Source organism: Streptomyces sp. NPDC053493, assembly GCF_044544825.1.
Taxonomy (GTDB): domain Bacteria; phylum Actinomycetota; class Actinomycetes; order Streptomycetales; family Streptomycetaceae; genus Streptomyces.
The window spans coordinates 746,034-766,327 of sequence record NZ_JBITXS010000002.1 but is presented as its reverse complement, the minus strand read 5'-3'; the positions used below and the strand labels follow the sequence as shown (position 1 = coordinate 766,327).

At 71.6% G+C, this 20,294-nt stretch carries 17 protein-coding genes and 1 pseudogene; 6 read left to right on the top strand and 12 right to left on the bottom strand.

Annotation, left to right across the window (positions count from 1 at the left end):
* Nucleotides 1-14 precede the first annotated feature (14 nt).
* A complete protein-coding gene (locus ACIGO8_RS09195; RefSeq protein WP_399726241.1) occupies nt 15-512 on the top strand; it encodes a methylated-DNA--[protein]-cysteine S-methyltransferase in 498 nt (165 codons plus the stop codon).
* On the opposite strand, the gene ACIGO8_RS09190 is transcribed toward ACIGO8_RS09195, so the two are convergent.
* The 3 genes and pseudogenes from ACIGO8_RS09190 to ACIGO8_RS09180 all read right to left on the bottom strand — a co-directional run bounded on the left by ACIGO8_RS09190 (nt 509) and on the right by ACIGO8_RS09180 (nt 4,213).
* Nucleotides 509-1,225 (bottom strand): SIR2 family NAD-dependent protein deacylase, encoded by a 717-nt coding sequence (locus tag ACIGO8_RS09190; RefSeq protein ID WP_399726239.1) that lies wholly within the window; start codon nt 1,223-1,225, stop codon nt 509-511. The two genes, ACIGO8_RS09195 and ACIGO8_RS09190, sit on opposite strands and share 4 nt — an antisense overlap.
* A gap of 89 nt (nt 1,226-1,314) precedes the next feature.
* Nucleotides 1,315-2,388, bottom strand: coding sequence for an ADP-ribosylglycohydrolase family protein (locus ACIGO8_RS09185; RefSeq protein ID WP_399726236.1), 1,074 nt, complete (start codon nt 2,386-2,388; stop codon nt 1,315-1,317).
* Between the two features lie 152 nt (nt 2,389-2,540).
* Nucleotides 2,541-4,213, bottom strand: a pseudogene (locus tag ACIGO8_RS09180) (BCCT family transporter).
* 112 nt (nt 4,214-4,325) lie between these two features.
* On the opposite strand from ACIGO8_RS09180, the gene ACIGO8_RS09175 reads away from it, so the two are divergent.
* Together ACIGO8_RS09175 and ACIGO8_RS09170 are read left to right on the top strand one after the other, a co-directional pair.
* On the top strand, nt 4,326-5,477 hold the full coding sequence (locus tag ACIGO8_RS09175; protein ID WP_399726233.1) for a glycerate kinase: 1,152 nt from the start codon (nt 4,326-4,328) through the stop codon (nt 5,475-5,477).
* Between the two features lie 104 nt (nt 5,478-5,581).
* On the top strand, nt 5,582-6,205 hold the full coding sequence (locus ACIGO8_RS09170) for a GNAT family N-acetyltransferase (RefSeq protein ID WP_399726230.1): 624 nt from the start codon (nt 5,582-5,584) through the stop codon (nt 6,203-6,205).
* Nucleotides 6,206-6,292: 87 nt separating this feature from the next.
* Here the strand turns inward: ACIGO8_RS09170 and pssA are convergent, their stop codons facing one another.
* The 9 genes from pssA to ACIGO8_RS09125 all read right to left on the bottom strand — a co-directional run bounded on the left by pssA (nt 6,293) and on the right by ACIGO8_RS09125 (nt 17,266).
* Nucleotides 6,293-7,168, bottom strand: a complete 876-nt coding sequence (gene pssA, locus ACIGO8_RS09165) for a CDP-diacylglycerol--serine O-phosphatidyltransferase (RefSeq protein ID WP_399726821.1) — start codon at nt 7,166-7,168, stop codon at nt 6,293-6,295.
* The gene (locus tag ACIGO8_RS09160; protein ID WP_399726228.1) at nt 7,161-7,817 is read right to left on the bottom strand and encodes a phosphatidylserine decarboxylase; all 657 of its coding nucleotides are present in this window, start codon (nt 7,815-7,817) and stop codon (nt 7,161-7,163) included. Before ACIGO8_RS09160 ends, pssA begins: the two co-directional genes overlap by 8 nt.
* 169 nt (nt 7,818-7,986) lie before the next feature.
* Nucleotides 7,987-9,192 (bottom strand): acyl-CoA dehydrogenase family protein, encoded by a 1,206-nt coding sequence (locus ACIGO8_RS09155; RefSeq protein ID WP_365345121.1) that lies wholly within the window; start codon nt 9,190-9,192, stop codon nt 7,987-7,989.
* 2 nt (nt 9,193-9,194) lie between these two features.
* Nucleotides 9,195-9,707, bottom strand: coding sequence for a MaoC family dehydratase (locus ACIGO8_RS09150; protein ID WP_128981445.1), 513 nt, complete (start codon nt 9,705-9,707; stop codon nt 9,195-9,197).
* 6 nt (nt 9,708-9,713) lie between these two features.
* Nucleotides 9,714-10,682: an HpcH/HpaI aldolase/citrate lyase family protein gene (locus tag ACIGO8_RS09145; protein WP_376633379.1), complete on the bottom strand. Its 969-nt coding sequence runs from the start codon at nt 10,680-10,682 to the stop codon at nt 9,714-9,716.
* Complete coding sequence (locus tag ACIGO8_RS09140; RefSeq protein ID WP_399726223.1) at nt 10,679-12,739, bottom strand: protein meaA; 2,061 nt, start codon at nt 12,737-12,739, stop codon at nt 10,679-10,681. Before ACIGO8_RS09140 ends, ACIGO8_RS09145 begins: the two co-directional genes overlap by 4 nt.
* Before the next feature lie 14 nt (nt 12,740-12,753).
* Nucleotides 12,754-14,091 carry a crotonyl-CoA carboxylase/reductase gene (ccrA, locus tag ACIGO8_RS09135; RefSeq protein ID WP_399726220.1) on the bottom strand — a complete coding sequence of 446 codons (1,338 nt, stop codon included), beginning with the start codon at nt 14,089-14,091 and terminating at the stop codon, nt 12,754-12,756.
* A gap of 429 nt (nt 14,092-14,520) precedes the next feature.
* Nucleotides 14,521-15,360 carry a TetR family transcriptional regulator gene (locus ACIGO8_RS09130; RefSeq protein WP_399726217.1) on the bottom strand — a complete coding sequence of 280 codons (840 nt, stop codon included), beginning with the start codon at nt 15,358-15,360 and terminating at the stop codon, nt 14,521-14,523.
* 124 nt (nt 15,361-15,484) lie between these two features.
* The gene (locus ACIGO8_RS09125; RefSeq protein WP_399726214.1) at nt 15,485-17,266 is read right to left on the bottom strand and encodes a 3-hydroxyacyl-CoA dehydrogenase family protein; all 1,782 of its coding nucleotides are present in this window, start codon (nt 17,264-17,266) and stop codon (nt 15,485-15,487) included.
* A 414-nt stretch (nt 17,267-17,680) separates the two neighbouring features.
* Between ACIGO8_RS09125 and ACIGO8_RS09120 the strand changes: the two genes are divergently transcribed.
* The 3 genes from ACIGO8_RS09120 to lepB all read left to right on the top strand — a co-directional run bounded on the left by ACIGO8_RS09120 (nt 17,681) and on the right by lepB (nt 20,267).
* Nucleotides 17,681-18,286, top strand: a complete 606-nt coding sequence (locus ACIGO8_RS09120; RefSeq protein ID WP_399726211.1) for a HEAT repeat domain-containing protein — start codon at nt 17,681-17,683, stop codon at nt 18,284-18,286.
* 130 nt (nt 18,287-18,416) lie between these two features.
* Complete coding sequence (locus ACIGO8_RS09115) at nt 18,417-19,523, top strand: AraC family transcriptional regulator ligand-binding domain-containing protein (protein ID WP_399726208.1); 1,107 nt, start codon at nt 18,417-18,419, stop codon at nt 19,521-19,523.
* Between the two features lie 99 nt (nt 19,524-19,622).
* On the top strand, nt 19,623-20,267 hold the full coding sequence (gene lepB / locus ACIGO8_RS09110; RefSeq protein WP_399726205.1) for a signal peptidase I: 645 nt from the start codon (nt 19,623-19,625) through the stop codon (nt 20,265-20,267).
* Nucleotides 20,268-20,294 lie beyond the last annotated feature (27 nt).

The window sequence follows — 20,294 nt, the reverse complement described above, 5'->3', positions numbered from 1 at the left end:
GAAGCCGACCGCCCATGCCCACCGTCCAGCACACGGTCGTGGACAGCCCCTACGACCTGCTGACCCTCGTCGCCGTCGACGGCGTCCTCAGCCGGATGTACATGACCGACCAGCGCCACCGCCCGCCGGAGGAGACCTTCGGCACGCCCGACCCGCGTCCCTTCACGGAGGCGGTGCGCCAGCTCGACGCGTACTTCGCCGGCGAACTCACCGAGTTCGACCTGCCGTTGCACCTGGTCGGCACGGAGTTCCAGCTCCGCGTCTGGGAGCAGCTCCGGCGGATCCCGTACGGCGAGACCCGGACGTACGGCGAACTGGCGGAGGCCCTCGGCAGTTCCGGGGCCTCCCGCGCGGTCGGCCTCGCCAACGGCAAGAACCCGGTCACGATCATCGTGCCCTGCCACCGGGTGATCGGCTCCGGCGGCAGCCTCACCGGCTACGGCGGCGGCCTCGACCGCAAGAAGCGCCTGCTCGCCTTCGAGTCGGGCGCGGCCCCCGACGCCCTCTTCTAGCGCAGGCGCTCCAGGAGCGCGGGCAGCGCCGTACCGATCGGCTCGCGCAGCACCTCGGCGGCGAGCGGGTCGTACGGCGTGGGCTCGGCGTTGACGATGATCAGCCGGGCCCCGTGCTCGGCGGCGATGCCCGCCAGCGAGGCGGCCGGCTGCACCTGCAGACTCGTGCCGACGGCGATGAACACCTCGGCGGCCTTCGCGATCGACATGGCCTGCGCCAGCACCCGCGGATCGAGCCGCTGCCCGAACATCACGGTCGCCGACTTCAGGATCCCGCCGCACTTCAGGCACGCCGGATCGGCCTCGCCGGCGGTCACCCGCTCCAGGGCCTCGGCCATCGACGAACGGGCGTGGCACGCCGTGCACACCACCGACCGCGCCGAGCCGTGCAGTTCGAGCACCTTGCGCTCCGGCACACCGGCGGCCTGGTGCAGCCCGTCCACGTTCTGCGTGATCACCCGCAGCGCGTTGCCGCTCTTCTCGTACGCGGCGACGGCATGGTGCGCCACGTTCGGCTCGACTCGCAGCCCCGGCCCGTCGAGCCGCATCCGCCACGACCGGCGGCGGACCTCCGGGTCCGCCATGTACGGCCCGTAGGTGACGAGCCGTTCGGCCCCCGGGTCACGGCGCCACAGCCCGTCGGGTCCCCGGTAGTCGGGGATGCCCGAGTCCGTGGAGATACCGGCACCGCTGAGGATCGCGACCATCGTCATGACGCGAGCGTAGGCGTGCCCGAAGCCCTCCCGCGAGCCGATTTTCCGGTGCCGCCCGAGCCCGAGCGGGGCCGGGCGGCGCCCCTGGATCAGCGCGCCAGTTCCGCGAGCCGCACCGTCCGCTCCGCCAGTTCGCTGATCCGCGCCCCGTCGAAGCCCATGATCGCGCTGCGCACCCGGTCCTTCAGCGGCTCCGACCACTGGGGCGGGATGTTCGAGGCACCGCACATCACGCCGGCGACCGAGCCGGCCGTCGCCCCGTTGGAGTCGGTGTCCAGGCCGCCGCGCACGGTCAGCGCGACGGTGCGGGTGAAGTCCCCCTCGCCGTACAGCAGACCGGCGGTCAGCACCGCCGCGTTCGGGACCGTGTGGATCCAGCCCAGCGCGCCGGTCTCCTTCGCCAGCTCGGCCAGCGCCTCGGACCACTCGACACCCGCCTCGTACAGCGCCGTCGTGTGCCGCACGGTCCTGGCCAGCCGGCAGCTCGCCGGGATGCGCTCCAGGGCGCTCGCCACCGCCGTACGCGCGTCGGGCGCCGTGAACGCGGCCGCCACCAGCGCCGCCGCCCACATCGCCCCGTACACGCCGTTGCCCGTGTGGGACAGCGCCGCGTCGCGCCGGGCCAGCGAGGCGGCCCGGCGCGGATCACCCGGCGAGGTCCAGCCGTAGACGTCCGCCCTGATCAGCGCGCCGATCCACTCCTGGTACGGATTGTCGTACGTGGCGGTCAGCGGCGGCTTCAGACCGTTGGCCAGATTCCGGTAGGCCACCCGCTCCGCCGTGAAGGTCTGCAGATACGGCAGCCTCAGCAGCCACTGCTCGCCGACCTGCTCCGTGGTGAACGCGAAACCGCGGGTCTCCAGCACGTGCAGGCCGAGGATCGAGTAGTCGACGTCGTCGTCCCGGCAGCTGCCGTTGATCCGGCCGCGCACGCACTGCGGCCACTCCGGGCGGAGCTCGAAGCCGTCGGCGCCCGCGGCGGGCGGCGGCGGCAGATAGTCGGTGAGCGGCAGGGCGCCGGTCAGCCGCAGATAGTCGTCGATCCGCGCGGGCGTCCAGTGCTCGCCGCTCTCGACCGGCTTGCCGAGCATGTTCCCGGCGATCCGCCCCGTCCAGCCGCCGAGGATCCGGTCCGCGAGTTCACTGTGCTTGAGCAGGCCCATGCCTCCGGTGTACCCAATGCGGGGCCGCGCCGCGCGGTGACGCGCCCGCCCGGCCCCGGGCGGCCCGGCCCGTCGGTCGTCGCGGGTCTCGGCCCCCTCCGTCGTCGCCCTCGGCCCCCCTCAGTCGTCCTCGTCCTCGGCCCCGGCCCGCGTCAGTCGTCCTCGGCCCCGGCCCGGGACCTGGCCGCCGCCCGGCGCAGCCGGTGGTGGCGCGAGGGCGCCTGGCCGGTCGTCGCGTCCCCGACCGCCGCCCGCACCGCGTCCCGCACGCCGTGCGGCGCCGGAGACCGGACCGGGCCCGCGCCCGGGTCCTCGCGCAGCTCCTTCAGCAGCGCCCAGCACAGTCCCAGCATCACCAGCACGAACGGCAGCGCGACCAGGATCGTCGCCGTCTGCAGCGAGTTCAGGCCGCCGGCGACCAGCAGCACGGCCGCGACCGCCGCCATCAGCACGCCCCAGGCGACCACCAGCCAGGTCGGCGGGTGCAGCGCGCCGCGGCTGGTGAGCGAGCCCATCACGAGCGAGGCCGAGTCCGCGCTCGTCACGAAGTACGTCATGACCAGGAGCATCGCCAGATACGAGGTGACCGTGCCGATCGGCAGCGCGTCCAGCATCGCGAACAGCGAGGCCTCCGCCCCGTCCCGCACCGCGCCCGCCAGGTCGGCGGCGCCCGTGGAGTCGAGCCGGATCGCCGTGCCGCCCATGACGCAGAACCAGATCACGGTGGCGCCCGACGGCACGAGCAGCACCCCGACCAGGAACTCGCGGACGGTGCGGCCGCGTGAGATCCGGGCGATGAAGGTGCCGACGAACGGCGCCCAGGACAGCCACCACGCCCAGTAGAAGATCGTCCAGCTGCCCAGCCAGGCCCGGTCGGTGAAGGCGCCGGTCCGGCTCGCCATCGGCAGCAGCTGGTGCAGATAGCCGCCGACCGAGGCGGGGATCGTGTCGAGCACGTAGACGGTCGGGCCGAGCAGGAACACGAACAGCATCAGGCCGGCCGCGAGCACGATGTTCAGCGTGGACAGCCACTTCACGCCCTTGTGCAGGCCCGAGAAGGCCGACAGGACGAACGCCGCCGAGAGCGCCGTGATGACGACCAGCTGCGTCGCGTGGAGTTCCGCACGCCCACGGTGAGGTTCAGGCCCTCCGCCACCTGGAGCGCGCCGAGGCCCAGGCTCGTCGCCGTGCCGAAGACGGTCGCGAACACCGCGAGCAGGTCGATCGCCCTGCCCGGCCAGGACCGGGCCCGCCGCTCGCCCAGCAGGGGCACGAACGCGGCGCTGAGCGTGTTCCCGCGGCCCTTGCGGAAGCCCGCGTAGGCGAGGGCGAGGCCGGCGATGCCGTAGATCGCCCAGGGAGTGAGCGTCCAGTGGAAGAACGAGTACTCCAGGGCGGTACGGGCCGCGGCGCCCGACCGGGGCGGGACACCGCTCGCCGGCGGCGGGTCCAGATAGTGCTGGAGCGGTTCCCCGACCCCGTAGAACATCAGGCCGATGCCCATGCCGGCGCTGAACATCATCGCGATCCACGCGAGGTTCGTGAACTCCGGCCGTGAGTCGTCCGCGCCGAGCCGGACCCGGCCGAAGCGGCTCAGCGCGATCACCACGCACAGCACCAGGAACAGGTCCGCCGCGGTCACGAACAGCCAGGCGAAATCGGACAGCACCCAGCCGAGGGCCGAGGAGGAGGCGTCGTCGAAGGATTCCTTGCCGAGCGCCGCCCAGCCCACCACCGCGACCACGGCCGCCATTCCGATTCCGATGACCTTTGGGTCGGGGCGGGGCCTTTGTTCTTCGATTTGATCGATCGGTTCCATGCTCATATGGCCCCACTATGGTGCGGAATATCGCCTTATCAGGGGGTGGCACGCCGTCTGGCCGGACGGATAGGGTCGGCCTCGGCGCGACTGCCTGTTCGAAAGCAAGGGATGCAAGGTGACGGACGGAGCAGTAACTGAGGTCGCACGCGTGCTCGTCGCGGCCGACAAGTTCAAGGGCTCGCTCACGGCCGTACAGGTCGCGGAGCGGGTCACAGCAGGACTGCGACGGGTCGTCCCGGAGCTCGAAGTGGAGACGCTGCCCGTCGCGGACGGCGGTGACGGCACCGTCGCGGCGGCCGTCGCGGCCGGGTTCGAACGGCGCGAGGTCTCCGTCACCGGGCCGCTCGGCGAGCCCGTCACGGCGGCGTTCGCGCTGCGCGGGACCACGGCGGTGGTGGAGATGGCGGAGGCGTCCGGCCTCCAGCTCCTGCCGGCCGGGGTCTTCGCCGCGCTGACCGCCACCACCTACGGCTCCGGCGAGGTGCTGCGCGCCGCGCTCGACGCGGGCGCCACCACGATCGTCTTCGGCGTCGGCGGCAGCGCCACGACCGACGGCGGCGCCGGCATGCTGGCCGCGCTCGGCGCCCGCTTCCTCGACGCCGACGGCAAGCCCGTCGGCCCCGGCGGCGGCGCGCTGGCCTCGCTCGCCTCGGCCGACCTGTCCGGCGTCGACCCGCGCTTCGCCGAGGTCGACTTCGTCCTGGCCAGCGACGTGGACAACCCGCTCACCGGCCCGAAGGGCTGCGCGGCGGTGTACGGCCCGCAGAAGGGCGCCTCCCCGGAGGACGTCGAGACCCTCGACGCGGCCCTCGCCCACTACGCCCGGATCCTGGAGAAGGCGATCGGCCCCAAGGCCGCCGAACTCGCCGCGTCTCCCGGCGCCGGCGGCGCGGGCGGCATCGGCTACGGCGCCCTGCTGCTCGGCGCGAGCTTCCGGCCCGGCATCGAGCTGATGCTGGAGGTCCTCGGCTTCGCCACGGCCCTGGAGCGCGCCGACCTGGTCATCACCGGCGAGGGCTCCCTCGACGAGCAGACCCTGCACGGCAAGGCCCCGGCGGGCGTCGCCGCGGCGGCCCGCGCCGCCGGCAAGGACGTCGTCGCGGTCTGCGGCCGGCTCGCCCTCGCCCCCGAAACCCTCGGCGCCGCCGGCATCCGCCGCGCCTACCCGCTCACCGCCCTGGAGCCGGACCCGGCGAAGTCCATCGCCAACGCGGGCCCGCTCCTGGAGCAGGTGGCGGCGGACATCGCCCGGGACTTCCTGTCCTGACCGTCCGCGCCGCGACCCGGGCCGCGCAGGCCGCCCGGGTGCCGCGGCCGGCCGCCCGGAGCCGGGACACACCCGCGTAACACGCGGGTGTGAGGCTCGGGCGCATGAACGCGAACGTACGGAGCGAAGAGTCCGGCCTGCCGTCGGGGCCGTCCGGGACGCCGGGCGTCGGACGGACCGCCGGTGAGGGTGACGGCCCCGACGGGCCACCGCCGAGGGCCGACATCAGACGGCTCGGGCCCGAGGAGGTCCGTGGGCAGGCCGCCGACGGCCTTGCGGGCCTGCTGGTGGACGCGGTCGAGGGCGGGGCCTCGTTGGGCTTCCTGAGGCCGCTGGAGGCCTCGGAGGCCGCCGCCTGGTGGGAGGCCGCCGCGGGGGAGCGGGAGGTGTGGGCGGCGTACGACGCCCGCGGCCACGTGCTCGGCGCCGTCACGCTCGTCCGCGAGACCAAGGAAAACGGCCGCCACCGCGGCGAGATCGCCAAGCTCGCCGTCCACCGCGCCGCCCGCGGCCAGGGCCTCGCCCGCCGCCTCCTCGCCGCCGCCGAGGCCCACGCCGCCGCCCTCGGTCTGCGCCTGCTCGTCCTCGACACCGAGACCGGCAGCCCCGCCGAACACCTCTACCGCGCCACCGGCTGGACCGCGGCCGGCACCGTCCCCGACTTCGCCGCCGACCCGTCCGGCACCCTGCGCCCCACGACCCTCTACTACAAGCGCCTGCCCGCCTGACGGCCCCCGCCGCACACGAAAGGGCCGGGCACACGAAAGGGCCCCGGACGCGATCCGCGTCCGGGGCCCTTCGCCGTTCCGTCGTCCTTACGGCAGCTGCGCCGCCTGCGCCTGCCGCGCCTCCCGGCTCTCGCGCCGGTTGTCGCGGAAGGTGTTCACTCGCCGGGCCGTCGCGAAGAGGGGGATCACGGCGCCCAGCACCACCTGCAGCGCGCAGCCGGTCTGGAGCAGGAACTGACCGCCCGGGGCGTCGAACGCCCAGGCCGCCAGCATGGCCATCGCACCGACGATCCAGCTGAGCATCGCCACCGCGAGGGCGCCCCGCGGCTTCGGGTACTCCACGCGGCTCACCATCAGCCACGCCGTACCGATGATCGCGAACAGCGTCGGGATGAACGGCAGCTCCAGCAGGATGATCGAGACCACCGTCAGCGCGCCGAAGGGGCTCGGCATGCCCTGGAACATGCCGTCCTTCATCGTCACGCAGGAGAACCGCGCGAGTCTGAGCACGACCGCCAGCAGCACCACGATGGCGGCCACCGCGGAGACCTTCTGCTGGGCGTCGTCCGCGACCATCCCGTACACGAGCACGAAGTACGCCGGCGCCAGACCGAAGCTGATCAGGTCCGACAGGTTGTCGAGCTCCGCGCCCATCGGCGACGAGCGCAGCTTGCGCGCCACGATGCCGTCGAAGAGGTCGAAGATCGCCGCGCACAGCATCAGGATCACGGCGGTGGCGGCGCTGTTGCGCGCCATGCCGGTCTCGCTGCTCCCGGTGAGGTGCGGGATGAGGATGCCGGTGGTGGTGAAGTACACCGCCATGAAGCCGCACGTGGCGTTACCGAGCGTGAGGGCATCCGCTATGGACAGCCTCAGCGACAGCGGCATCTCCTCGGCTTCCGGCACGGCCTCCGCCTGCGCGTCGGCGGCCCAGTCGGCCGCCCGTGTGTCGGGATCAATCACGGTCAATGCGAGTCACCCCCGCGGTCGTGGTCTGTCCGACCTCGACGGCGACCTCGACACCCTCCGGAAGGTAGATGTCGACGCGCGAACCGAAGCGGATCAGGCCGATCCGGTCACCCTGCTCGACCTTCGTCCCCTGCGGGATGTACGGCACGATGCGCCGGGCGACGGCACCGGCGATCTGCACCATCTCGATGTCGCCGAGCTCCGTGTCGAAGTGCCAGACAACGCGCTCGTTGTTCTCGCTCTCCTTGTTGAACGCCGGCACGAAGCCACCGGGCACGTGCTCCACGGACGTCACCGTGCCGGCCAGCGGCGCGCGGTTGACGTGGACGTTCAGCGGGCTCATGAAGATGGCGACCCGGGTGCGTCCGTCCTTCCACGGCATGATGCTCTGCACCACACCGTCCGCGGGCGAGATGACCCGGCCCTGAGCGATCTCGCGCTCGGGGTCGCGGAAGAACCACAGCATGCCGGCCGCGAGAGCGGTGACCGGCACGGCGATGGCCTTGGCGCGCGTCGACTTGCGGGAGCGCGCGAGGCTGAGCGCCGCGGTGGCGACGGTCGGCAGAAGCCACGGCGATGCTCCGCGTGCGATGCGTACGCCCTTGAGGCTGTCGCGGTGTGCAGAGGTTTGGCTGTGGGGCATGGATGACCTTCGTAGCGGATGATGCCGCGCTGGCAACGGGGGACGGCGGCTTTCCGGCGATGCTATCGGTTGCGAGCCGCAACTGGGCAAGCCAGCAGCCGAGTCGGCGGCCGGAAGACGAACACAGGGTGTGATCTTCTTCGCGGCCAAACCGACTCAAAAGCGACAATCAACCCTGGAACCGGTACTCCTCGAGCAGCCGACGACCAATGATCATTTTCTGGATCTCGGCGGTACCTTCACCGATGAGCAGCATCGGCGCCTCGCGGTAGAGACGCTCGATCTCGTACTCCTTCGAGAAGCCGTAACCGCCGTGGATACGGAAGGCATCCTCGACGACCTCCTTGCAGTATTCGGAGGCGAGGTACTTCGCCATCCCTGCTTCGAGGTCGTTTCGTTCCCCGGAGTCCTTTTTGCGTGCTGCGTTCACCATCATGGCATGAGCGGCCTCGACCTTGGTAGCCATCTCGGCCAGCTTGAACTGAATCGCCTGGTGCTGGGCGATCGGCTTACCGAAAGTGTGACGCTGCTGGGCATACTGGACGCCCAGCTCGAAGGCACGCTGAGCGACGCCGCAGCCACGCGCCGCCACGTTCACGCGGCCGACCTCCACGCCGTCCATCATTTGGTAAAACCCTCGGCCGGTGACCCCGCCCAGGACGCGATTGGCCGGAATGCGCAGTCCGTCCATGATGAGTTCGGTCGTGTCAACGCCCTTGTAACCCATCTTGTCGATCTTCCCGGGAATGGTGAGGCCGGGCCGGACCTCTCCGAAGCCGGGCTCCTTCTCGACGAGGAAGGTCGTCATCGACTTGTGCGGGGCGGTCCCCTCGGGGTGTCCTTCGTCACTTCGGACGAGCACCGCGACCAGCGTTGACGTGCCGCCGTTCGTCAGCCACATCTTCTGGCCGTTCAGGACGTACTCGTCGCCGTCCTTGACCGCCTTCGACGTGATCGCCGACACGTCCGAGCCGAGGCCCGGCTCCGACATCGAGAACGCGCCACGCGTCTCGCCGGCCGCCATCCGCGGAAGGAAGTAGTCCTTCTGCTCCTGGGTGCCGTGCTGCTTGAGCATGTACGCCACGATGAAGTGGGTGTTGATGATGCCGGACACCGACATCCAGCCGCGCGCGATCTCCTCCACGCACAGCGCGTAGGTGAGCAGCGACTCACCCAGGCCCCCGTACTCCTCGGGGATCATCAGGCCGAAGACGCCGAGCTCCTTGAGCCCGTCCACGATCTGCTGCGGGTACTCGTCCCGGTGCTCGAGCTCCGTGGCGACCGGGATGATCTCCTTGTCGACGAAGTCCCGGACGGTGGCGAGGATCTCCTGCTGGACGTCGGTCAGACCGTGGGTCTGGGCGAGTCGCGCCATGACTACTTCCCCTGTTCCTTCAGCTCGGGGCGGCCGGGCTGCTCGCCGCCGCGCGCGTCGATGTACTCGGCGGTCGGGACCATCACCTTGCGGCGGAAGACGCACACCAGGGTGCCGTCCTGCTTGTAGCCCTTGGTCTCGACGTAGACGATGCCGCGGTCGCTCTTCGACTTCGACGGCGTCTTGTCCAGGACGGTCGTCTCGCCGTAGATGGTGTCGCCGTGGAAGGTCGGCGCCACGTGCCGCAGCGACTCGATCTCCAGGTTGGCGATCGCCTTGCCGGAGACGTCCGGCACGGACATGCCGAGCAGCAGCGAGTAGATGTAGTTGCCGACGACGACGTTCTTCTTGAAGTCCGTCGTGTTCTCCGCGTAATTCACGTCCATGTGCAGCGGATGGTGGTTCATCGTCAGCAGACAGAAGAGATGATCGTCGTACTCGGTGACCGTCTTTCCGGGCCAGTGCTTGTAGACGGCGCCGATCTCGAACTCTTCGTAGGTGCGGCCGAACTGCATCGGGGATCAGGCCTCCGGGATCTCGAACTTGGTGGTGCGCTGCATGCCGGCGGCACGGCCCTTTCCGGAGATGACCAGGGCCATCTTGCGGGAGGCCTCGTCGATCATCTCGTCGCCGAGCATCGCGGAGCCCTTCTTCCCGCCGGCCTCGGACGTGTAGTAGTCGTACGCGTCGAGGATCAGCTCGGCGTGGTCGAAGTCCTCCTGCGAGGGCGAGAAGATCTCGTTCGCGGCGGCGACCTGGTCCGGGTGCAGCACCCACTTGCCGTCGAAGCCGAGGGCCGCGGCGCGCTGGGCGACCGCCTTGTAGCCCTCCTGGTTGCGGATCTGGAGGTAGGGGCCGTCGATCGCCTGGAGGTTGTTGGCGCGGGCGGCCATCAGGATGCTCATCAGGATGTGGTGGTAGGCGTCCGCCGGGTAGCCGGGCGGCTGCTCACCGACGACCAGCGACTTCATGTTGATGGAGGCCATGAAGTCGGCCGGGCCGAAGATGATCGTCTCGACGCGCTGCGAGGCCTGGGCGATCGCGTTGACGTTGGTCAGGCCCTGGGCGTTCTCGATCTGCGCCTCGATGCCGATCTTGCCGACCTCGAAGCCCATGGTCTTCTCGATCTGGGTGAGCAGCAGGTCGAGCGCCACGATCTGCTCGGCGTTCTGCACCTTCGGCAGCATGATGCAGTCGAGGTTCTGGCCGGCGCCCTCGACGACCGTGACGACGTCACGGTAGGTCCAGTGGGTCGTCCAGTCGTTGACCCGCACGACCCGGGTCTTGCCGGTCCAGTCGCCCTCGTTGAGGAACTTCACGATGGTGTGCCGGGCCTCCGGCTTGGCCAGCGGAGCGCACGCGTCCTCGAGGTCCAGGAAGACCTGGTCGGCGGCCAGACCCTGGGCCTTCTCGAGGAAGCGCGGGTTGGAGCCGGGCACCGCGAGGCAGGAGCGGCGGGGACGCAGCCGGTTCACGGGCGTGCTGGTCATGCGGGGACCTCCGTACTTTCAAGGGGGCTGAGCTGGTTCGCTTTCCGGATCTCGTCGACGATACGGCCGATGATCCCGGTGATGCCGAAGTCCTTCGGGGTGAAGACGGCGGCCACGCCCGCCGCCTTGAGCTCCTCGGCGTCGGCGTTCGGGATGATCCCGCCGACGACGACCGGGATGTCGGCGGCGCCGGCGTCCTTGAGCCGGTCGAGGACGTCCGGTACGAGCTGGGCGTGCGAGCCGGACAGGATCGACAGGCCGACCGCGTGCACGTCCTCCTCGAGGGCCGCGTCCACGATCTGCTCGGGCGTCAGCCGGATGCCCTGGTAGACCACCTCGAAGCCGGCGTCGCGGGCCCGTACGGCGATCTGCTCGGCGCCGTTGGAGTGCCCGTCCAGGCCCGGCTTGCCGACCAGGAAGCGGAGCTTGCCGACGCCCATGTCCTGGGCGGTGCGGTCCACCTTGCGGCGCACCTCGGCGAGCGGGGAGCCCTCCTCGGCCGGCACGGCGACCGGAGCGGAGGAGACGCCGGTCGGGGCGCGGAACTCGCCGAAGACCTCGCGCAGCGCCCCGGCCCACTCGCCGGTGGTGACGCCGGCGCGGGCGCACTCCAGCGTGGCCTCCATGAGGTTGCCGGTGCCCTTGGCGGCCTCCTTGAGGCGCTCCAGCGCCTTGCAGGGCCGCGGGTGGTTGAACGGCGGCTGGTAGCGGGTGTCGCGCCAGGTGGCGAGGGCGGAGACGACCCGGGCCTCGACGGCCGGGTCGACCGTCTGGATCGCGGTGTCGAGGTCGGCGGTGAGCGGGTTCGGCTCGGTCGTCTCGAAGATGTTGACGCCGACGATCTTCTCCTCGCCGGACTCGATACGGGCCCGCCGCTCGGCGTGCGAGGCGACCAGCTGGGCCTTCAGGTAGCCGGACTCGACGGCGGCCATGGCGCCGCCCATCTCCTGGATCCGCTCGATCTCGGCCAGGCACTCGGTGACCAGGGCCTCGACCTTGGCCTCGATGACGTGCGAGCCGGCGAAGATGTCCTCGTACTCCAGGAGGTCCGACTCGTGCGCCAGGACCTGCTGGATGCGCAGCGACCACTGCTGGTCCCAGGGCCGCGGCAGGCCGAGCGCCTCGTTCCAGGCGGGCAGCTGGACGGCGCGGGCGCGGGCGTCCTTGGAGAGGGTGACGGCCAGCATCTCGAGGACGATGCGCTGGACGTTGTTCTCCGGCTGGGCCTCGGTCAGGCCGAGCGAGTTGACCTGCACGCCGTAGCGGAAGCGGCGCTGCTTGGGGTCCTCGATGCCGTACCGCTCGCGGGTGACGGTGTCCCAGATGCGGCCGAAGGCGCGCATCTTGCACATCTCCTCGATGAAGCGGACGCCGGCGTTCACGAAGAACGAGATCCGGGCGACGACCTCGCCGAACCGCTCCTCGGGGACCTGCCCCGAGTCGCGGACGGCGTCGAGGACGGCGATGGCCGTGGACATGGCGTACGCGATCTCCTGGACCGGGGTCGCGCCCGCCTCCTGCAGGTGGTAGCTGCAGATGTTGATCGGGTTCCACTTCGGGATGTGGTTGACCGTGTACGCGATCATGTCCGTCGTGAGGCGGAGCGAGGGGCCGGGCGGGAAGACGTGCGTCCCGCGCGACAGGTACTCCTTCACGATGTCGTTCTGGGTGGTGCCCTGGAGCTTGGTGATGTCCGCGCCCTGCTCCTCGGCGACCACCTGGTAGAGCGCCAGGAGCCACATGGCGGTGGCGTTGATGGTCATGGAGGTGTTCATCTGCTCCAGGGGGATGTCCTGGAACAGCCGCCGCATGTCACCGAGGTGCGAGACGGGAACCCCGACCCGGCCGACCTCGCCGCGGGCGAGGATGTGGTCGGGGTCGTAGCCGGTCTGCGTGGGCAGGTCGAACGCGACCGAGAGGCCGGTCTGGCCCTTGGCGAGGTTCCGCCGGTAGAGCTCGTTCGACGCCTCGGCGGTGGAGTGACCGGCGTAGGTCCGCATGAGCCACGGCCGGTCCTTTTCCCTTCGCGCCCGCGATGCTGTCTGACGCTCTGTCATCTGTGGTCCCGGGGTCAGATGTTACGGAAGCGGTTGATGGCGTCGATGTGCTTCTCGCGCATCTCCGGGTTGCGGACGCCGAGGCCCTCCTGGGGCGCGAGGGCGAGCACGCCGACCTTGCCCTGGTGCAGGTTGCGGTGCACGTCGTAGGCGGCCTGGCCGGTGTCCTCCAGGGAGTAGACCTTGGAGAGCGTCGGGTGGATCTTGCCCTTGGCGATCAGGCGGTTGGCCTCCCACGCCTCGCGGTAGTTGGCGAAGTGCGAGCCGATGATGCGCTTCAGCGACATCCACAGGTAGCGGTTGTCGTACTGGTGCATGTAGCCCGAGGTGGAGGCGCAGGTGGTGATGGTGCCGCCCTTGCGGGTGACGTACACCGAGGCGCCGAAGGTCTCGCGGCCCGGGTGCTCGAAGACGATGTCGATGTCCTCGCCGCCGGTCAGCTCGCGGATCTTGGAGCCGAAGCGCTTCCACTCGCGCGGGTCCTGGGTGTTCTCGTCCTTCCAGAACTTGTAGCCCTCGGCGTTGCGGTCGATGACCGCCTCCGCGCCCATGGCCCGGCAGATGTCGGCCTTCTCCGGCGAGGAGACGACACAGATCGGGTTGGCGCCGCCGGCCAGCGCGAACTGGGTGGCGTAGGAGCCGAGGCCGCCGCTCGCGCCCCAGATCAGGACGTTGTCGCCCTGCTTCATGCCGGCGCCGTTGCGGGAGACCAGCTGGCGGTAGGCGGTGGAGTTGACCAGACCGGGGGAGGCGGCCTCCTCCCAGCTCAGGTGGTCGGGCTTCGGCATCAGCTGGTTCGACTTCACCAGGGCGATCTCGGCCAGACCGCCGAAGTTGGTCTCGAAGCCCCAGATGCGCTGCTCGGGGTCGAGCATCGTGTCGTTGTGGCCGTCCGAGGACTCCAGCTCGACGCTCAGGCAGTGCGCGACGACCTCGTCGCCGGGCTTCCAGGAGTTGACGCCCGGGCCGGTGCGCAGGACGACGCCCGCGAGGTCCGAGCCGATGATGTGGTACGGCAGGTCGTGGCGCTTGGTGAGCTCGGACAGGCGGCCGTAGCGCTCCAGGAAACCGAAGGTCGAGACGGGCTCGAAGATCGAGGTCCAGACCGAGTTGTAGTTCACCGAGGACGCCATGACGGCGACCAGCGCCTCGCCCGGGCCGAGCTCGGGCAGCGGGACCTCGTCCAGGTGGAGCGACTTGCGCGGGTCCTTGTCGCGGCTGGCGAGCCCGGCGAACATCTCCGTCTCGTCCTTGTGGACGGTGACGGCGCGGTACGACTCGGGGAGCTGGATGTTGGCGAAGTCGGCCGAGGTGGAGTCGGGCGACTGGATCGCGTCCAGGATGTCCTTCACGGGATGCCTCCGGCGGTGCGGCGTCTGAGGGGTGACGCGCTGAGGGTTACGTCGGGGTTGGTGCTGTGGAGGTGTGCCGTCGGTTCGGCGCGGTGGTGCTGTGGCGGCGCCTTGGTGCGGCGCGAGGGTGCCTGTGACGCAGGCGTCCGGGCGCACGAGCAGGATCGCTTGCGGGGACAGCCGGCGCACGAGATGGTCTCGGCGCGCCGGCCGCCCGGACAACATCAACGTATGGCACGCCGTGTCACCTGACAAGGCACTGCGTGCCAACAATTTCACTCAGATGCAATCTGCTGCTCACGGATGAGCGATGATCGATCGAAAATGCCCCTGAACTGGGCGGATGCGACGAGGGCCGCCCCCGGAAACCGGGAGCGGCCCTCGTCGTGGAGCGAGCTACGGCTGAGCTACGCGTGCGTACGCCTCGTCTCAGCCCTTCTTCAGGGCCTGCTGGATCGTCCGCATGACCTCGTCCAGCGGCGCGTCCGTCCGCGCCACGGCGACGACCACGTCACCCGTCGTGGAGGCGGTCGCGGCGACCGGCGGCGCCGGCTCCGCGACGGCGGCGGCGGACGGGGCACCCGCCGTGGCCGGCCGGGCGCCTATGCCCGTGCCGAAGGTCTCCCGCACGATCGCGAAGGCGTGGTCGAGCTGGGCCTCCACGTCGCCCTGGCCGCCCGCGCGCAGCCACCGCCGCAGCACGTGGTTGTGGGCGGTGACCACCGCGGAGGCGGCCACCTCGGCGAGCAGCGGGTCGTCGTTGCCGTCGTGGTGGTCGCGCTCGTCGAAGTGGCCGAGCAGATAGCGGGTGAAGAGGCGCTCGTAACGCGCCACCGAGGCGATCTCCCGCTCCCGCAGCGTCGGCACCTCACGGGTGAGCCGGTAGCGCTCCACCGAGACCGCGGGCGAACCCGCGTACATCTTCATGACCTCCTTGATGCCCCGGCACACCGTGTCGAGCGGGTGCTCGTGCGGCGGTGCGGCGTTCAGCACCGCCTCGGCGCGCACCAGGGTGTCGTCGTGGTCCGGGAAGATCGCCTCTTCCTTGGAGCGGAAATGGCGGAAGAAGGTCCGGCGGGCCACTCCGGCGGCCGCCGCGATCTCGTCGACCGTGGTGGCCTCGTAGCCCTTCGTGGCGAAGAGTTCCATGGCCGCGGCGGCGAGCTCCCGTCGCATCTTCAGCCGCTGCGCGGCGGCGCGGGTCCCCGCCGGGCTCTCCTGAGCGTCGGGCGTGGACGTGGCACGGGGTGTCTTCGCGGCCTTGGACATGTCCCGAACGTACTGCATCGGAGCGGGAGTGTGCCCAGGTGGGGGAGGGGAGCCGGGCCCGGCACCCGCGGTGCCCGGCGGCCTCAGCAGCCCTCCCCATCCCTCGTACGGCTCGGTGTGGGCCTCAGCGGCGGGCATATTCGCGGAAGCCGCGCCCCGTCTTGCGGCCCAGGCAGCCCGCGGCCACCAGGTGCTCCAGGAGCGGCGCCGGGGCCAGGCCCGGGTCGCGGAACTCGCGGTGCAGCACCTTCTCGATGGCCAGCGAGACGTCCAGGCCGACCACGTCGAGCAGCTCGAACGGGCCCATCGGGTAGCCGCCGCCCAGCTTCATCGCGGCGTCGATGTCGTCGAGCGAGGCGTAGTGCTCCTGGACCATCTTGATCGCGTTGTTCAGGTACGGGAACAGCAGCGCGTTGACGATGAAGCCGGCCCGGTCGCCGCAGTCCACGCCGTGCTTCCTGATCTTCGCGGTGACCTCGCGGACGGTGGCGTGCACGTCGTCGGCGGTCAGGACCGTCCGGACGATCTCCACCAGCTTCATCGCGGGCGCCGGGTTGAAGAAGTGCATGCCGATGACGTCCTGCGGTCGGGACGTGGCCCTCGCACAGGCCACGACCGGCAGCGAGGAGGTCGTGGTGGCGAGCACCGCGCCCGGCTTGCAGATCTTGTCCAGGCGGGCGAACAGCTCCTGCTTGACCGCCAGGTCCTCGGCGACCGCCTCCACCGCCAGGTCGACGCCGGCGAAGGCGTCGAGCGAACCGGCCGGGACGATCCGGGCCAGCGTCTCGTCGCGCGCCTCGCCGGTCATCCGGCCCTTGTCGACGGAGCGGGCCAGCGACTTGGCGACGGCCGCCTTCGCGGCCTCGGCCTTCTCCTGCGAGCGGGCGGCGAGCACGACCTCGTAACCGGCCTTGGCGAAGACCTCGGCGATGCCGGAGGCCATGGTCCCGGAGCCGGCCACGCCGACCGAGCGGACCTCGCGGCCCTCGCCGCCGGCCGCCGACTCCAGCGGCGTGAGGGCGTCACGGACCACCGTGCCCGAGCCCGGCGCCTCGTACGTGTAGAAGCCGCGGCCCGACTTGCGGCCGGTCAGGCCCGCCGCGCTGAGCTGCCCGAGGATCGGGGCCGGGGCGTGCAGCCGGTCGTGCGAGGAGGCGTACATCGCCTCCAGGACGGTACGGGCGGTGTCGATGCCGATCAGGTCGAGCAGCGCCAGCGGGCCCATCGGCAGGCCGCAGCCGAGCTGCATCGCGGCGTCGATGTCCTCGCGGGAGGCGTACTTCGCCTCGTACATGGCGGCGGCCTGGTTGAGGTAGCCGAACAGCAGCCCGTCGGCGACGAAACCGGGCCGGTCGCCGACCGCCACGGGCTCCTTGCCGAGCTCCTGCGCGAGCCGCGTGACGGCGTCCACGGCCGTCGGGGCGGTCAGCACCGAGGAGACCACCTCCACCAGCTTCATCGCCTGGACCGGCGTGAAGAAGTGCAGGCCGAGGACGCGCTCGGGGCGCGCCGAGTCGGCGGCGAGCCGGGTGACCGAGAGCGCGTTGGTGCCGGTGGCCAGGATCGTGTCGGGGCGGACGATCTCGTCCAGGGCCCGGAAGACCTCGTGCTTCGTCTCGTACGACTCGGGCACGACCTCGATCACGAGGTCGGCGCCGGCGGCCGCCTGGAGGTCGGAGTAGGTACGGAACCGGGCGAGGACGTCCTGTCGCTCCTCCTCGGTGATGCGCCCGCGGGCCACCGCGCGGGCGGTGGAGGCCTCCAGGGCTGCGACGGCCTGGGCGGCCGCGTTCTCGCTGATGTCGATGCCGATGACCTCGCGGCCCGACCGGGCCAGGACGTCGGCGATACCGGTGCCCATGGTGCCGAGGCCGACGACGGCGATGGTGGAGAGAGGGGTGTCCATCAGGGGACTCCTGGGAGGAAGAGTGACGACTGAAGGCAGTGCGCGCGGCACGGTGCCGAGGAGGCGCGGTCGCGGAACGCGGTGCGCCGGGTGCGCGAGGAGCGCGGGTACGCGAGGGGCACGAACGGGCGCTGCTGCGCGACGCGCGCGACGTCCGCGGCGTGCGCGACGAGCGCGGATCGAGGAAACGCGCAGGCTGCGTACGAAGCGCGTGAAATGAGTGACGGACTCTGTCCCGGAGTCGCGCCGTGAAACTGCCGAACCGAACGAAACACTCACGGCGGCTGCGTCACCAGGCCGTCGTGAGAAGTGCGGGGGTTCCCCGCTCACCTGAGATTAACTGCCTGGTAACGAGCGCGCCAGTCCCGGGAAGTTGAGGAAAATGTGATCTGGATCGCGGATAGGCTCGCATTCATGGAAATCTCCGAGGAAGCGTCCGAGGATCCCGAATTCTGCTCGATGATCGATCGTTTGCGAGACGAGATCGAGAATGAAGAAGGAGCCGTTCCCGCCGCATTCGAAGAACTCGCTCGCGGGGCCGGAATCGAAGAACTCCACCGGGTGCTCGCCGCTCCCGGACAGCCGCTCTGGGCCCGTGAGATCGCCGCCTTCCGGCTCGGCCTGGCCGGCGACCCGCGCGCCTTCGAGGCCCTCGTCCTCTTCCTCAACCACCGCGATCCCGAGCGCTGCGTCTCCGCCGCCCACGCCCTCACCCGTCTCGGCGACCCGCGCACCGCCCGCGCCGCCGCCGCGCTCGCCACCAACGAACTCCGCGTCGCCTACGCCCTGCTGCCGGTCCGTCTGCTCGCCGCCCTGCGCGCGCCCGAGAGCGTGCCCGCCCTCGTCACCGTCCTGCGACGCCGGCTCGCTCCCGACGACCCGCACTGGAGGGTCGGCCTCGCCTGCGTCGAGGGGCTCGGCACCCTCGGTGACCCGGAGGCGCGCGGCGTCCTGGAGGCGGCCCTGCCGCACCCCAGGCTGGGCGGCGCCGCGCGCGAGGCGCTGGCGCGGCTCGCGTAACGCCGCCCCGGGTGCGGCGCGGAGGAGCCCTGGCGGACCCTCTTCCGTTGTTGACAGTTTTTATTACAGTGGCGGGCCAGCGTCCACTCTCCCCGTTCCTGTCAAGGTTCCTGTCAAGCGGAGGCGTGACATGCCCCCAGCGAGCCCGGCCGCGCCGGCCGCACCGACGGTCAGTTCGCACCACGTACGCGCCGCCCTGCTCGGCGCCCGGCGCCACGGAATCGCCGCCGCACCGCTGCTCGCCCGCGCGGGCCTGCCCGCCGGGCTGCCGCCGCGCGTGCCCGCCCGGAGCTTCGGGCGGCTCGTCGGCACCCTCTGGCGCCGCCTCGACGACGAACTCCTCGGCTTCGGGCCGGCACCCAGCCGCCTCGGCACCTTCGCCGCCATGGCCGGTCTCGTCGTCCGCGACAGCCGAGACCTCCGCGTGGCACTCCACCGCGGCCAGGCCTTCTACGAGCTCCGCCCGGCGGGTCCCCACGTCCGCCTCCTCGAGCCCGCGGAGGCGCGGGCGCCCGGGTCCGGGACGGCGGCGGACCACGCGGCGGCAGGGTCGGGGGCGGCGGCGGAGCGCCCGGACGAGGCGCGGATGGAGTTCGACGTCTCCGGCTGGGACGACCCTCTCCGCTTCGGCGCCGAGACCACCGTGCTCGTCGCCCAGCGGTTCGCCGGCTGGCTCATCGGCCGCCGACTCGGCGTGCGCCGCCTCGAGTTCGGCTATCCCGAGCCCGCGCACGCCTCCGAGTACGCCCTCCTCTTCCGCGCCCCGTGCGTCTTCGGCGCCTCCCGCACCGCCGTCGTCTTCGACCGCGCCGACCTCGACGCGCCCGTACGCCGCGACGCCGTGGCCCTCCACGCGCTGCTGCGCCGGATCACCTTCGACGTCCTGGTCTGCCACGACGAGCCCGCCACGCTCACCACCCGGGTGCGCCGGCTGATCGCCGCCGCCCTGCCGGCCGGCCCCGTACCGCCGCCCGAGGAGGTCGCCCACCGCCTGGCCGTCAGCCCGCAGACCCTGCGCCGCCGGCTGGCCGCCGAGGGCACCTCGTACCAGCGGCTGCGCGACCAGGTGCGGCGCGACCACGCCCTCGCCGCGCTCACCCGGGGCTCCCTGTCGATCGAGGGACTCTCCCAGGGACTCGGATTCTCCGAACCCAGCGCTTTCCACCGGGCGTTCCGGCGCTGGACGGGAGCCACGCCGCGTGCGTACCAGCGGTACGCGCCGGGCGGGCCAGGCTGAGCGGTACGGTCACGGCGGCCCGCCCGGCGCCCGGCCTACCGTGCCCGCCATGGAAGCGATCTCCCGGCCCGGCGCCACCCGGCCGCCGGGCTCCCGAAGATGAAGGCGCGCCGGGCGGGCCTCGCCGCCCTCGGCGGACTCGTCCTGCTCCTGCTCCTCGCGGCCGTTGCGGTCACGGCCCTCGGCGTGAAGGTCGAGGGATCGAGCATGGCTCCCACCCTCCACGACGGCGACCGGCTCCTGGCCGTGCCGGGGTCGGCGGGCGAGGTGCGCCGGTTCGACGTCGTGCTGCTGCGCTCGCGCCACCAGAACGCCCTCGTGGTGAAGCGGGTGATCGCGCTGCCGGGCGACCGGATCGCCATCGCGTCCACGCCCGAGGACCCTTTCCAGGTCCTCGTGCAGGAGCAGGGGCGGGGCCCGGTGCGCCGGGTGACCGCCCGTCAGTGGGCCGGCCAGGCGCGGCGGACCGGGAACTGCTGCGGCGCCGACGGCACCCGCTCGGCGCGGCCCGAGCTGCGGACCGTACCGGCCGGGTCCTTCTTCTACCTCGGCGACAACCCCGACCTCTCCGACGACTCCCGTGCGTACGGCTGGGGCGAGATCGACCGGGTCGAGGGCCGGGTCGGCCTGCGGGGCAGCCCGGTGCCGCTCTCCTCGGACCTGGGCGGACGCCCGGTCCTGGAGGAGGGCCGCGGGGCCGGACAGGCGCCGGGGACGCGCCCGGGACCGGGACCGGGACCGTGAGCGGGGACGGGGTGGGAAGCGCGGGCC